Consider the following 14433-nt stretch of genomic DNA (forward strand, 5'->3'; position numbering starts at 1 on the left):
GGACACTCTCCTGCATTAAGAAGGTCACCGTTGCTGTGCGTACTCCGACGGCGGGCAGGTTTTTGAGCACAGCAGGCAGGAGAAACAGATGCTGACAGGGGTTGGGCAGGTCAAACATAGCGCGACATGGGGCGGCGCGAAGACGGGTCCCTCGCCGGCGGATAAACGCAATGGCGAGAACCAAGCTTCCCGCAAACGCTCCAATGCGAAACGAGCCGCGCAGTTCGTGCTCTGCTTCGGATTGGTGCTGATGTTCTGCGTAAGCGCTTCGGCAAAAAAGTGGGAAAAGAAAGTATCGCCGGAGCTCTACCAGATGATCCTTACTGGCGACAAAGGCCAGACCGTCGACGTGATCGTCCAGTACAAAAGGAACGTACGCAGGAACGACCGCGACGAAGTCAGGAAACGTCATGGCCGGGTCAAGCGCGAATTCGGCAGCATCAAGGGCATGCACGTCACACTGCCTTTGAAGGAAGTCGACAACCTCGCTGAGGACAAGGACGTGCGCTACGTGACGCTCAATCGAGCCGTCACCATGAACATGGACTCCACCACCTACGCCGTGGCGGCCGACCTCGCATGGTCGTACGGTTATGACGGAAGCGGCGTCGGTATCGCGATCATCGACAGTGGCGTTACGCCTCATCGCGATCTGAATATCGGTCCTTCAAACCAGTCGAGAATCGTATACAGCGAAAGCTTCGTGCCTGGCGATGCGAGCACCTACGACGCCTACGGTCACGGCAGTCACGTGGCCGGCACGGCCGCAGGAAACGGCTTCAGCTCACGCTACGGTTATACGTACCAGTTCGACGGCGTGGCGAGGGACGCGAACATCATCAATCTGCGCGTTCTGGATGGAAACGGAGCTGGCTCCGACTCGGCGGTGATTGCGGCCATCGATCGTGCGATCGCACTGAAGAACCTCTACAACATCCGCGTGATGAACCTTTCGTTGGGCCGCAAGGTGTACGAGAGCTTCGCGCTGGATCCGCTGTGCCTTGCGGTTGAGAAGGCCTGGCAGGCTGGCATCGTCGTAGTGGTAGCAGCCGGCAACAACGGCCGCGACAACACCTACGGCACCAACGGCTACGGCATGATCGGCTCGCCCGGCAACGACCCCTACGTGATCACCGTCGGCGCCATCGACACGCAGTCCACCTTCACCACCGGCGACGACAAGATTGCTACCTACAGTTCCAAGGGCCCCACGATGGTCGATCACATCGTGAAGCCAGACATCGTCGCTCCCGGCAATAAAGTCGTGTCGCTGCGTACCGCCAACAGCAAGCTGTCCAACGACAACCCCACCGCATGGGTCACATGCCTGGGTTGCTCGGCGGACGGAGCGAAGTACATCAAGCTAAGCGGCACCAGCATGGCGACCCCAGTGGTCTCAGGCGCCGTTGCCATGATGCTGCAGAAGAACCCGTCGCTGACACCGGACATGGTGAAGGCGCGGTTGATGAAGACCGCGAAGAAGACGCTGCCGATGTACAGCACGGGAGTAAACAGCCTCGGCCAGACCTTCGAGACCCAGTACGACGTCTTCACATACGGCGCCGGCTATCTGAACATCGCGGCAGCTCTTAACAATACGGATATTTCCTCCGGCGTGGCGCTTTCTCCACGCGCGGTTTATGACTCACTCACCGGAAAGGTGACCCTCGATACTTCCAATTGGACTTCGCAGGTATTGGATAAATCCGTCCTTTGGGGCGGCTCAGTGCTGTGGGGAGAATCGGTCCTCTGGGGCGACTCCGTTCTCTGGGGTGACTCAGTGCTGTGGGGCGACTCGGTCCTTTGGGGAGATTCCGTCCTCTGGGGCGACAGTGTGGTATGGGGTAACAGCAACACCGCAGGTTTCAGTGTTCTTTGGGGAGACAGCGTGGTCTGGGGCAGCCGTGACGCAGCCAGCATCGCCTTCAGTGAAGGCCAAGGTGGCGACTGCACGATCGGCGAAACCGGAGCGGTTGTCTGCCAGTAGACAGGAAGCAGGAACAAGCGAGAGAGATAACCATGAAACGCACACCACAATCCGCAAAGATGTTCGTCGGCCTGGTGGCACTCTGCGCGCTTGCCTTTTTGGGCAGCAGCATGATGCGTTGGGAATCCTCGGATCTGGTTCGCTTTGGCTGCTTCGTGCTGGTCTCGATGGCAGCCTCGCGGATGAAGGTTTCCCTGCCCGGTTTGAATGGAAACATGTCGGTGAACGTGCCCTTCATGCTGCTCGCGGCCTTGGAACTCAGCCTGGCTGAGGCCCTGATCGTCGCGCTGGTTTCCACCTTGGTGCAGTGCCTGCCCAAGGGTGGAAAGCGCATGTCGGCCGTTCAGTTCATCTTCAACATTTCTCTGATCGTGAATGCGGTCGGATTTGCTCACATCGTGGCCCGGCAGGCGGCAACATTCGGCACTATGCCGGAGAAGTCGCTGATCCTGGTTCTGGCTGGCTTCACCTTCTTCTTCGCCAATACGGCTCCGGTGGCCATCGTTATGGGCCTCGCCGAAGACGTGAATGTGTTTGCCACCTGGAAAGAAATCGCGCTGCTGACGTTCCCATTCTTTGTCCTTAGCGCCGGGGTTGTCTCGATTGCGGCCACTGCCGAGCCCTTTGTCGGCTGGCAGATCCCGCTCGCGATCTTCCCGGTGATGGTTGTAGTTTTCGCTTCGTACCGGCGCTACTTCGCGCAGGCACGAAAGCTCGAAGTTGTGCCGCAGCGTCATAGCTCCTCTGCGGCAGCCGACTAACTGGTCGGCAAGCATCTCTCTCCAGGCCGGGCAAGATCGCCCGGCCCCCTTTTTTCTCCGGAAGTGATTCGAAATGTCCCGTATTGCTTCTTCCCACCCCTGTTACATCTTCGCGCATCGTATGACGAAGGACTAAGTGTCCGTCCTTAGGTTCAGTTCGGAGGAATTCAATGCGGGTTTCGTTTCCGGTTCAACGTGTGCGAGTTGCGATCCTGACCGTCCTTCTCGCAATCGGAGTGGGATGCGCCACCAAGAACATCGTGCAGCAACCCACCGGGCGCTTCCAGCTTCAGGGTGGCGGCTATAACGCCTTCTCTCCTGAGCAGGAAATCCAGCTCGGACAACAGGCAGCTCAGGAGGCAGCTAAGCAGTTGCCCGTGCTGCCCGAAAACGATCCACTCACTCGATATGTTCAGCAGCTTGGACAATCTCTGGCAGCAAAGGCGCCGGGTGAGGTGAAGTGGCCGTTTTCATTCCACGTGGTGAACCAGAAGGAGATCAACGCGTTTGCGCTTCCCGGCGGACCGATTTTCATCAACGTGGGAACCATTCGCGAAGCCGACGACGAGGGCCAGTTAGCAGGCGTGATCGCGCACGAGATCTCGCACGTCGTGCTTCGCCACGGAACGCAGCAAGCGAGCAAACAGCAGATGGCCCAACTTCCCCTTGCGATCCTTGGAGGTGTATTGCCTCAGGGCGTCGGCGGACAACTGGCACGTCTGGGTTTGTCGTTCGGCGCACAGTCGATCTTCCTGAAATATTCGCGCGATGCCGAAACCGAAGCCGATCTGCTGGGATCGCAGATTCTCTACGACAGTGGCTACAACCCCTACGACATGGTCGAATTCTTCTCCAAGCTCGAGAAAGAAGGAGGAGCGGGCGTGCCGCAGTTCCTGAGCGACCATCCGAATCCCGGCAATCGCGTCGTCAACGTTCGGCAGGCGATCGAAAAATACCCAAGGAAGAAATACCGGAACGACACTCCACAATTTGAGCGTGCCAAGAGCACGGCAATGAAGATGAAGCCGCTCACCGCCGAGGAGATCGCCCAACGTCAGCAGGCTCAGCAGCCGCAGATGGGAAGCCTGGATCCGCAGGCGATCATGCCCAGCGACCAGTTTCAAACCCTCAATCACAATGCGTTCCAGATTGGCTATCCCTCCAACTGGAAGGTCTTCGGAGACGCTAATTCACCGATTACCATTGCGCCGGAAGCTGGTGTCTCGCAAAACGCCGTAGCCTATGGTGTGATCATCAGCGGATTCCGTGGCAGCGATCCGCAGGCGGGTATCGAACGGGCTACCAGCGAATTGGTGCAACAGATGCAGCAGGCTAACCCGCAGCTTCAGGTCGCGCGTAGGCCGCAAGGTGTCCAGGTCGGTGGGACTGAAGGTATCGCTGTCGACATGGTCAGTCCTTCGCCGGTGACTTCACAGGGCCAGACACTTGCCGAGCGCGACATGCTCGTGACTGTCCCACGCGGTGACGGAACCTACTACTACATGATCTTCATTGCGCCACAGGCCCAGTTCCAGGACCTGAGCCCCGCATACGAAGAGATGTTACGCAGCTTCAGAATGCGGTAGCCTATCCGTGTGCGTTTTCGATTCGTGTTCGTGCTGTTGCTCTGTCTGGCAGGTGTGGTCGCTTGCCGCACGGAGCAGTCGGCCGGCAAAAGCGTTCGAGTCAGTCAGAAAGACGTCCGGCGCGATCTTTCAATTGACGAAAACCGGGGCGGCCACACCCTTGCACGTCACGTCGGCAAAACTGACGAGCAGCTTCGAGCACGGTTACGTAAAGAGCCCAACATCTCGGCAGCCTCTACCTATGTAGATCGCGATACCGCAGAGCATGTAATCGGCTCAACACTCTCCGAGAACTCAGGGAAAATTGAACGCTGGCGGGCTCGCGGATCCCGTCGTCCCAACCTCGTTCTCGACTACACCGCGGGCGATGACCCCATTGGCCGCGTCATGTATCGTCGAGCGCAGGGTTCTGTGCCTTGCGAACGTGCTTTAGTCGTGTTGCGGGCTTACGGAGACGATTACTTCGTTTTGACGAGTTACCCGGATTGTCGTCCATGAGCAAAGACGCCAAAGACCGCTTCCCTGTCCTGCGCGACTTCGCCCGCGGATATCTGCATCAGGATGTCGTCCCGGAATATGGGTCACCGCTCAAAGCCGCTTCAGTCTACTTCGCGGATCTCGGAGACGAGGAAAGGCGTCAGCTTTCCAGAGAAGCTTCAAAGATGGAGCGAGCTGCTAAGCCCTGGGACCTAGACACCGTGAATCGCACGCTTGCAGAGATGGGAGCAGCAGTCGTTCTAAGTTCCACCGAAGAGTTCTTTCAGATCCTCAAAGTGTTCCGGCACTGATCACAACACACGCGACTTCATTCCCCCCAGCGCCTCACCCTTTTTATACCATCGTCTTTTTCGAAGTATTGGTTCGAAACTTCCTATTTGTCGAATCACGGCTCGTCCTTTACAAATGTTTCAGGACAGGAGCGCAGGCCGTTTCGCCCCAAGGCTGAGCGCACCACAGTTGTTGGTGACCGACCCACCTTTCCTTCGATCCAGAAACGGTCACCGATTCGGCCCGGTCACCCTCAAGACCGGGCCTTTTTATTTGAATAACTCCGCTCGCGCCGAAGCTGAAATCGCCAGTACCGCAGGATGTTTCAGCCTGCGTTCCACGGATATAGCGTAGAAGCTCTCTTTCACCTCGGGTACACGCCCAATTCGTTTGACTCCGAACTGACGCTCGATCTCCTTTTCGATGACAGTCGGCGCAACGAAAGCGCCCTCTCCCGACTGTCCGAAGGCCGTCATCAGCGCGCTGTCTTCGAATTCCCCGATGATCGCTGGGTGCAGATTCATCGTCTGGAACCACTGGTCAAGGTTGCGCCGCAACGTCGTGTTCTCTGCCGGCCCAAAGAACGGAATCCCGTCGAGCGATTTCGGAAAGCGCCCCTTGCCCACCAACTTCGGCGGCGCAAAGAATGTTATGCCGGACTCCCCCAGGAGATGGCTGAACGCGCGCACATTCACCGTGGGCGGGAGCGGAGCATCGGAGATCACCAGGTCCAGTTCATGGATCGAAAGGGCCGCAATCAACCGGTCCGGCTTCCCTTCCCGGCAAACAATCCGGATGGGTTGATCGAGCTTCATGGCTGGCTTGAGCAGTCGATAGGCGATCAGTTTAGGAACCGCATCGGCCACCCCGACGTTGAAGCGCACCGGCCGGCCCGTTGGCCGGTCACCGATCGTGTCTTGCAGTTCCCTGCCCAGGCGAAAGATTTCCTCCGCGTACCGATACGCCATGCGGCCAACATCAGTCAGTATCAGGTTGCGGCCGGCTTTCTGAAACAGCTTCTCTCCCAGCACGTTCTCCAGTACTCGAAGTTGTCCGCTGATGGTCGGCTGGGCTAGCCGGAGTTCCTTACTGGCTTTGGCAATACTGCCTTCCCGGGCGACCGTCCAGAAATAGTAGAGATGATGGTAGTTGAGCCATTCCATATGCATCGAATCATACATCGGAATTTCCGAATGGTTTCTGGCTAACTTCCTAATAGTCGAAGCCGCGGGTCCGCCCGGATAATGGGCGAGTTGGGGAAGGAGCAAGTCACACTTTGGGAATAGGTTCGTTATGGATGTGGGTCGGCTTCATCGTTTTCGTGTTGGCGATGTTGGCCCTCGACCTCGGAGTGTTCAATCGTAAGGCGCACGTAACCAGCTTTCGCGAGGCGCTGTCGTGGTCTGTCGTCTGGATCGCGCTCGCCATGGTATTCAACGCGGGCATTTGGCACTGGTATGGCGGCGAAGCCGGTCTTCAGTTCCTTACGGGTTATCTCATCGAAAAGGCGCTGTCGGTCGATAACCTCTTCGTTTTCCTGTTGATTTTCGGCTACTTCGCCGTGCCGCGGGAATACCAGCACCGTGTGCTCTTCTGGGGCATCCTGGGTGCGCTGGTAATGCGAGCCATCTTCATTGTTGGCGGCGCTGCCCTGCTTGAGCGCTTCCATTGGATCATCTACATCTTCGGCGCATTGCTGATTTTCACCGGCATCAAGATGCTGAGACGCACCGAAGAAATCCACCCGGAGCGGAATCCGATCGTCCGGTTCGCCCAACGGTTTCTACCGACGACCAGCGAGTACCACGGTTCGAAGTTCATGATCGTCAGGAACGGCAAGCATTTGGTGACGCCGCTGATGATCGTGCTCATCGCCGTGGAGGCGACCGACGTTGTGTTTGCGGTTGATTCGATTCCTGCGATCTTTGCCGTTACCAAGGACCCGTTCATCGTCTTCACGTCGAACATATTCGCCATGCTTGGCCTGCGTTCGCTTTACTTCCTGCTGGCAGGCGTCATGCACCGGTTCAAAGAGTTGAAGGTTGGACTTGCGCTGGTGCTGGGGTTCGTCGGAGGCAAAATGTTGCTTTCGGAGTGGTACAAGATCCCGATCGCCCTGTCGCTTGGCGTAGTGGCAATGTTTATCTTCGGTTCAATCTTGATATCGCTCTGGAGAACTCGCGGCGAGGCAAACCGCGCTGACGGCCATTAGTTAAAGGCTAGCTAGGCCCTCTGTACGTGAGTTGTACGATCGTGCAGTCGTCATTCAACGGAGTGCCTGCGCAGAATGCGGCAAGTGAGGAAAGTACTTCTTCAATGCCGCCGCACCCCGGGAACAGGGATGCCAGGCGCTCCGGTCCAAACATGTCGCCGTCGGCGTTTTCCGCCTCAGTAACGCCGTCCGTCACCATGATCAGTCGGGCTCCAGGTTGCAGGTGCATCGAGCCTGCCTGATAGGAAACGTCGTTGATGAGGCCGATCGGCAGGTTTCCTCCGGCTAACTCTTTGCGGTCGGGTCCGAGCACGGCCAGAGGCACAACGTGTCCGCAATTTACGTATTCCAGTTTCCCGTCGGCAAAAAGCCGGGCAATGAACATGGTTGCGTATTTTTCGCCGGCCACTTTCTCGCAGAGGAAACGGTTGGCGACGTCGACCACATGATCAAGCGGGATATCGTTCGAGAGCTGAGCGTAAAGTAAACCTTGAATAATCGACGCTAATAGCGCAGCAGAAATACCTTTACCGCTTACATCGGTGACGACAACGGTCAGCGAATTCTCCGTCCGGATCACGTCGTAAAAATCGCCCCCGACCTCCTTCGACGAGATGTTGCGGGCCTCGATATTGGCAAATGGCACGTCTGGGATGGTCACTCGCATCAAGCGCTGCTGAATCCCGGACGCAATGTTCATCTCCTGCTCGTAGCGTCGCTTTGCTTCTTCGGCCTGTACCAGGAACGCATTTTCAACCAGCGATGCGGCTTCGGTTGCGATCGCCCGCAGAATGTCGTGGCTTACCGCCGACAGCTTCCCAGATAGGAGCTTGCTGTCCAAGTACAAGACGCCGCGTATATCCGACGCCGTGGTCTTCTCCGCTCCGATCTGCGTCTTCCGCAGCGGGATGCAGATTACCGTGCGCAGGTTATGCGCCACGATGCTCTCGCGGGCGGACATCTTAGCGAAGTCTTCCGTATCGGTCAGCAGGAATTCCGAGGAGTTGCTGACGGCATCCCGCAGAATCGACCGGGAGATGGTGTTGTCGTCCGCGAGCAGTTCTCCCTTTGCGTTCCGTCCAGCCACCAGGGTCAGCGAGCCGTCTTCCTCCCTCAGGAAGACATAGCCGCGTTCCGCCTTAGTGAGCCGAAGGGTTGCATCGATCAGAGTAACCAGCACCTCTTCCAGCACCGTGCTGGTGTTAAGCTTGCGCGCCGCTTCGAGAAACAGCGTGAGGGTTTCAAGGTCGGATGTGGCACTGGCGGGCTTCCAGACTGAAAGTTGACTGAGTAGATTGCTGGAGGGCGATCCCAGCTTGGCAGCATCGGGATCGAAGAGCGCGTAAGCCTCTCCGCGAACCCCGAATTCGATGCGATCATTCCGCTTCAGTTTTTGGCGTTGGATCTGTTGCCCGTTGACGAACGTCCCATGTTTGCTGCCGGGATCAAGAAGGTAGTAGCCGTCTGGCTCTTGTACGATTCGGGCGTGTTCGCGCGACACCCGCGGATCGGAGATGACCAGGTCATTTTCGGTCTTCCGGCCGATCGTGTACGGAAACTTCTTGAGCGTGATTTTGTTCTGCTCGTTCCCCTGCATGAATACCAGGGTGGGCGCAGCACTACCCATCAAAGTTTCTGTTCCGGTCAGACCGAAACCACCCGATGCCATGGATCCCTCTTTAACACCCTCAGACGAAGCTTTTCAGTGAAAAGAGCCTAAACTGCGCAAGCAATGAATGCAACCAGAACTGGAATCAGAGCGTTAGGTGGTGTAATCGGCGTTGATGTGCACATATTCCGTGGTGAGATCGCAGGTAAGAAACGTGATGCTCTCGCGTCCGCGCCCCAACTTGACGGTGATCTCAAAAGCGGGCTGCGAAAGATACGCGTGCGCTTTCTTCTCGTCGAAGCTGGCGGCCTGCCCCTTGCTGCACACCTGGATGCAACCGAAATAAATATTGACCTTCGATGGATCCAGTCGGATTCCGCTGCGGCCAACTGCGGCCAGGATGCGTCCCCAGTTCGGGTCGGCTCCCGCCCATGCCGTTTTCACCAGTGGAGAGTGCGCGATCGTCTTAGCGATCTGTTCGGCTTCAGCTTCGGACTTCGCCTGCTCGATGTTCAGACGCACCACATGCTTCACGCCTTCGCCATCGGTCACGATCTGCTCGGCCAGAGAACTGCATACGGATTCGAAAGCGCCAGCAAAAGCTTTCTGTACGTTCTTAAGCGCAACTCCGGACTTGCCGCTTGCGAGCAGGCAGAGCGTGTCGTTTGTCGAGGTGTCGCCGTCGATGCTAATGCGGTTGAAGGTGCGGTCCGCCGTCCGCTTCAACAGTTTGTTGAGCTCGGACGGTGACGCCTCAATATCCGTGACCACATACGCCAGCATCGTCGCCATGTTCGGATGGATCATCCCCGCGCCCTTGGCGACACCGAGAACACGTACCGTCTTGCCCTTCACCGTGAACTCGGCGGTGGCAATCTTCGGCCTTGTGTCCGTCGTCATAATCGCCTGGGCGAAAGCCTGTGCGTGCTCCGCCGAGCTGCCCGCAGAATCCATTACAGAAGGAATCCCCGCCAGGAGTTTCTCTATCGGGAACGGCACACCGATAACCCCTGTCGACGACGGAAAGATCGACTTCGCTTGAGTTCCAAGTGCTTTCGCGAGCTCTTCGCAGCTTTGTTCCGCGGCGGCAAATCCCTGCTTACCTGTGGCGCAGTTGGCATTACCTGCGTTCACGAGCACCGCGCGTATCTCTCCCTTGGAAGCTTTGAGGTACTCGCGTCCTATGGTCACCGGCGCCGCCACGACAAGGTTGGTCGTGAAAACCGCCGCCGCGGAAGCATATTCCGGAGCCTCTATCATCCCCAGATCCGGATTTCCGCTCGCCTTGATTCCTGCCGTGGTCGCGCCGAAGCGAAACCCGGCCGGTATGTTGCTGTTCTGAATTTCCGCCATTCCTATTGGAACACCCGCAGTGGATTGGAAGCTTCCGCTGGCATTGCGATGGTGACACCTTCCTGGTCCAGCACCATTGCGATTTCGTCGCAGTTGTGGCGGCGAGAGCAGTTAAGGCAGTCTTTGTGAACTTTCTCAGGAAGCGTGTGGTGCGGCACCGTTAGGAAGCCGAGCTTCGCGAAGAAGTCCGGCACGCGCGTAAAGAGAAATACGCGCTCGATTTCGTGCACCTGCGCTTCGCTTAACAAACCTTCTACCAGGTGGCGCCCCGCATTCCGACCCTGCGAAGCCTTGTCCACCGCCACCGAGCGTACCTCGGCCAAGCCGATTCCGTAGATGTGCAACGCCGCGCAAGCGATCACTCGTCCCCGATATTCGACAACGGTGAAGTCACGCACGTTTTCGCAGATCTCCTGCAACGAGCGAGGAAGCAGTGTCCCATCGCCTGTGTATTGTGAAATAAGTTTGAAGATCGCCGGAGCATCCGGAAGAACAGCCTTACGCGTGCGCATAACCCACCTCCCGCAGTGCATGAAGCTTTTCCTTCGCCACGGCAAGCGCATGCTGAACCCGCGCGGGAGCCGTGCCTCCGGCAACATCGTGATTCTCGAGCACCGACTTCAACGTCAGCGCCGTATAGAAATCCTGATCGAACTCAGGACGTATCTTCTTCAACTCCTCGATCGTCAGGCCGTCCAACTCACAGCCTTTGTCCATCGCCGTGCGAACGGCATTTCCAATCGCCTCATGCGCACGGCGGAACGGAACACCCTTGCGAACCAGATAGTTCGCCGCTTCCATCGCGTTCATGAAGCCGGTTGTCGCCGCCTGCTGCATGCGCTCTGTGTGGAAGCCGATCTTCGCCATCAACTTCGTCGCAACAGCTACCGACCCCACCACCGTCTCTGCCGCCTCGAATAACGGCAGTTGCAGTTCCTGCATGTCCTTGTTGTAGGCGAGAGGCAAGCCCTTTATCGTCGCCGACACTTGCGTCGCCAGTCCGACCAGCTTCGCTGCTTTGGCACGCAGCAATTCAGTCGCGTCCGGATTCTTTTTCTGCGGCATCGCGCTCGATCCCGTCGATAGTGAATCCGGCAAGCTGAGGTACCCGAACTCATTTGCCGAGAAGTTCGTAATCTCCTCGGCCAAGCGACTCAGGTGCAAAGCCACCTGCTCCGCACATTGAACGAATTCCAGTTCAAAGTCGCGGTCGCTGGTCGCATCCATGCTGTTCGCCGTGATCCCGTCGAAACCCAGGTCCCGCGCAATCGCTTCACGATCCAGCTTGATCCCCGATCCAGCTATTGCACCCGACCCCAGCGGAAGCACATTCACCCGCTTACGGCAATCCTGCAACCGCTCCGCATCGCGGAAGAACATGTTCACGTACGCCAGCAGCCAATGGGCAGCGAGCACCGGCTCAGCCTTCTGCAAATGCGTATAAGCAGGCATTGCCGTGGTGCCAAGCTCTTCCGCACGAGCAATCAGCGTTTCACACAGTCCCGCCAATGACGCACCTATTGCGTCGATCTTTGTCCTCGCATACAAACGAAGGTCGGTCGCAATCTGCTCGTTCCGGCTGCGGCCTGTGTGCAGCTTGTAAGCCACATCGCCGATCACCGCCGCCAGTCTCATCTCAACAAAATGATGGATGTCCTCTGCGTCCGCCTGGTCCATCACCGCCGGATTCTCAGCGCACTGATGTCCGATCTGCGTCAGACCGGCGACGATCTGCTTCACCTCTGACTCGGTGAGGATGCCTGCCTTGAATAGACCACGGGCCCATGCAGCGCTCGCATCGAGTTCTTCGCCCAACAACCGGCGATCGAACGCGAAGGAACGCTGCCATTGATCGAATTCTGGATCGAGCGGTTCCTTGAACCGCCCCGACCACATCTTCACTTCTTGTCTCCCACGAGCGCCTCGTTCAGCACTCCGCCTTCCATCTGTTGCTTAAGCCATGCTTGCGAACGAGCAGGCAAACCAAGAATACGGATGAATCCTTCCGCGTCTTTCTGGTCGTAGCTGTCGTTCATCGTAAATGAGGCGATATCCGGACGATACAGCGAGTACGGCGACTTTCTCGACAGCGTATTCACGTTGCCTTTGTACAAGCCCAGCTTCACCGTCCCCGTGATGTTCTTCTGCGTGCTTGCCACGAACGCATCCAGCGACTCGCGCAGCGGCGTGAACCACAGCCCGAAGTAGACTAGTTCCGCGTACTTCAATGCCACAGCTTCCTTGAAGTGTTCAAGGTCGCGCTCCAGACACAGCGTTTCCAGATCGCGGTGCGCCGCAAGGATCAACGTTCCACCCGGAGTCTCATATGCTCCGCGCGACTTCATACCGACGAAACGGTTCTCCACCAGATCGACGCGGCCGACACCATTGCGCCCGGCAATCTTGTTCAGCATCTCGACCAGTTGCACCGGCCCCATGCACTTGCCGTTCACGCTGACGGGCACACCAGCTTCGAACCCGATGGTCACCTGTTCTTCCGCATCGGGAGCTTTCTTCGGAGACACCGTCATCTGCCAGGTCGTGTCCAGAGGCGCATTTGCCGGATCTTCCAGTTCCCCACCCTCATGGCTCAGGTGCCATAGGTTCTTGTCGCGGGAATGGATCTTCTCTCTCGACGCCGTGATCGGAATGTTGCGGCTCTCTGCGTACTCGATGCAGTCCTCGCGCGACTTCAAATCCCACTCGCGCCACGGAGCGATCACCTTCAAATGCGGAGCCAATGCCTGATACGCATGCTCAAACCGAACCTGATCGTTGCCCTTTCCGGTGCAACCGTGAGCCACTGCCGTTGCACCTTCCTGCAGCGCAACTTTCACCTGCGCCTTCGCAATCACCGGACGCGCCAGCGAAGTTCCCAGCAGGTATTTGTGCTCGTACACCGCACCCGCCTGCACGGCCTTGAAGACGTAATCGCGCAGGAATTCCTCCCGCAGATCTTCCACCACGACCTTCGACGCGCCGGTCTTCAGCGCCTTATCGGCAACCGCCTGCATGTCTTCGCCCTGGCCCACATCACCGACCACCGCGATCACTTCGCATCCATAGTTTTCGATCAACCATGGAATGATGATCGACGTATCCAACCCACCGCTGTAAGCAAGAACAACTTTGTTAGGCATTCGCACTCCAATGATTCCCCAAGAGGAGAAGCAAGATAGCTTTCTGAACATGCAGGCGGTTTTCCGCCTCATCAAATACGACCGACGCCGGAGAGTCGATCACTTCATCCGTCACTTCATCGCCGCGATGCGCCGGCAGGCAATGCATGAAGAGCGCTCCCGAAGCCGCCTTCTTCATCAGCTCTGAATTCACCTGGAACGGCGAGAAGATTTTCTTCCGCTCGGTCGCTTCCTGCTCCTGGCCCATACTCGCCCACACGTCGGTGTACACGGCATTAGCGCCTTGCAGCGCCTGTTCGATGTCGCTGGTGATCTCGATCTCTGCACCGGTGCTCTGCGCAAACTCGCAAGCCTTAGCCACGATCTCTGCATTCGGCTCGTAGCTCGCCGGAGTCGCAATCGACACCTTGCTGCCCAGCGCAGCGCCTGTCAGCAGAAGTGAATGGGCAACGTTGTTGCCATCGCCGACATATGCGAGCTTCACCTTCTTCAGGTCGCCGAAGTTCTCCTTCAGCGTGAAGAAGTCCGCCAGCGCCTGGCACGGATGCTCAAGATCGCTCAACCCATTGATCACCGGGATCGACGCGTGCTCGGCCATCTCCGTAACCGTCGAGTGCTCGAACGTCCGCAGTACGATCCCGTCCATCCACCGTTCAAGGTTGTGCGCCACATCGGAGAGCTTTTCCCGCTTGCCGATCGGTTCACCCCGCTGGTCCACGAAAAGCGAACTGCCTCCCAGGCTGCGGATACCAACTTCAAACGTCAGGCGCGTACGCAGCGAAGGCTTCTCGAACATCAGCACAATCTGCTTGCCATCGAGAGCGTGCTTGAAGTCCTTGGGACGGGCCTTCACTAAGGCCGTCAGTTCAAGAACGCTTTCGATCTCTTCTGTCGTCAGGTCCTGGATCCCGATCATGTCCGGGTTCCGCAGGCCAATCGGAATCGGCTTCTTGTACGGCTTTTGTGTCATCGGTTTTGCGACCGCAGTCTTTGTCAGCATTCCCACTCTCCCGTTGC

Annotated in this window: 13 protein-coding genes; 6 read left to right on the forward strand and 7 right to left on the reverse strand. The window is 57.6% G+C overall.

The genetic code is table 11. From position 1 onward, the window contains the following. Positions 1–88: 88 nt before the first annotated feature. The 5 genes from VN577_02765 to VN577_02785 all read left to right on the forward strand — a co-directional run bounded on the left by VN577_02765 (position 89) and on the right by VN577_02785 (position 5122). Positions 89–1987, forward strand: coding sequence for a S8 family peptidase (locus VN577_02765; protein HWR13721.1), 1899 nt, complete (start codon positions 89–91; stop codon positions 1985–1987). 32 nt (positions 1988–2019) lie between these two features. Continuing rightward, positions 2020–2748, forward strand: coding sequence for a hypothetical protein (locus tag VN577_02770; GenBank protein ID HWR13722.1), 729 nt, complete (start codon positions 2020–2022; stop codon positions 2746–2748). Positions 2749–2918: 170 nt separating this feature from the next. Beyond that, the gene (locus VN577_02775; GenBank protein ID HWR13723.1) at positions 2919–4334 is read left to right on the forward strand and encodes a M48 family metallopeptidase; all 1416 of its coding nucleotides are present in this window, start codon (positions 2919–2921) and stop codon (positions 4332–4334) included. Between the two features lie 9 nt (positions 4335–4343). Next, complete coding sequence (locus VN577_02780) at positions 4344–4832, forward strand: RNase A-like domain-containing protein (GenBank protein ID HWR13724.1); 489 nt, start codon at positions 4344–4346, stop codon at positions 4830–4832. Further along, positions 4829–5122 (forward strand): hypothetical protein, encoded by a 294-nt coding sequence (locus tag VN577_02785; GenBank protein HWR13725.1) that lies wholly within the window; start codon positions 4829–4831, stop codon positions 5120–5122. The genes VN577_02780 and VN577_02785 overlap by 4 nt, the downstream gene beginning before the upstream one ends. Positions 5123–5371: 249 nt before the next feature. On the opposite strand, the gene nhaR is transcribed toward VN577_02785, so the two are convergent. Continuing rightward, positions 5372–6283 carry a transcriptional activator NhaR gene (gene nhaR, locus VN577_02790; GenBank protein HWR13726.1) on the reverse strand — a complete coding sequence of 304 codons (912 nt, stop codon included), beginning with the start codon at positions 6281–6283 and terminating at the stop codon, positions 5372–5374. A 95-nt stretch (positions 6284–6378) separates the two neighbouring features. Between nhaR and VN577_02795 the strand changes: the two genes are divergently transcribed. Beyond that, positions 6379–7314, forward strand: coding sequence for a TerC family protein (locus VN577_02795; protein HWR13727.1), 936 nt, complete (start codon positions 6379–6381; stop codon positions 7312–7314). 7 nt (positions 7315–7321) lie between these two features. Here the strand turns inward: VN577_02795 and VN577_02800 are convergent, their stop codons facing one another. The 6 genes from VN577_02800 to argF all read right to left on the reverse strand — a co-directional run bounded on the left by VN577_02800 (position 7322) and on the right by argF (position 14416). Next, positions 7322–8983, reverse strand: a complete 1662-nt coding sequence (locus tag VN577_02800; GenBank protein ID HWR13728.1) for a SpoIIE family protein phosphatase — start codon at positions 8981–8983, stop codon at positions 7322–7324. Between the two features lie 93 nt (positions 8984–9076). Further along, positions 9077–10276: a bifunctional glutamate N-acetyltransferase/amino-acid acetyltransferase ArgJ gene (argJ, locus tag VN577_02805; protein ID HWR13729.1), complete on the reverse strand. Its 1200-nt coding sequence runs from the start codon at positions 10274–10276 to the stop codon at positions 9077–9079. 2 nt (positions 10277–10278) lie between these two features. Beyond that, a complete protein-coding gene (locus VN577_02810; protein ID HWR13730.1) occupies positions 10279–10788 on the reverse strand; it encodes an N-acetyltransferase in 510 nt (169 codons plus the stop codon). Then, positions 10775–12172 (reverse strand): argininosuccinate lyase, encoded by a 1398-nt coding sequence (gene argH / locus VN577_02815; GenBank protein HWR13731.1) that lies wholly within the window; start codon positions 12170–12172, stop codon positions 10775–10777. Before argH ends, VN577_02810 begins: the two co-directional genes overlap by 14 nt. A gap of 2 nt (positions 12173–12174) precedes the next feature. Continuing rightward, positions 12175–13416, reverse strand: coding sequence for an argininosuccinate synthase (locus VN577_02820; GenBank protein ID HWR13732.1), 1242 nt, complete (start codon positions 13414–13416; stop codon positions 12175–12177). Further along, positions 13409–14416, reverse strand: coding sequence for an ornithine carbamoyltransferase (argF, locus tag VN577_02825; GenBank protein ID HWR13733.1), 1008 nt, complete (start codon positions 14414–14416; stop codon positions 13409–13411). The genes VN577_02820 and argF overlap by 8 nt, the downstream gene beginning before the upstream one ends. Positions 14417–14433 lie beyond the last annotated feature (17 nt).

Source organism: Terriglobales bacterium, from assembly GCA_035561515.1.
Taxonomy (GTDB): Bacteria; Acidobacteriota; Terriglobia; order Terriglobales; family Acidobacteriaceae; genus DATMXP01.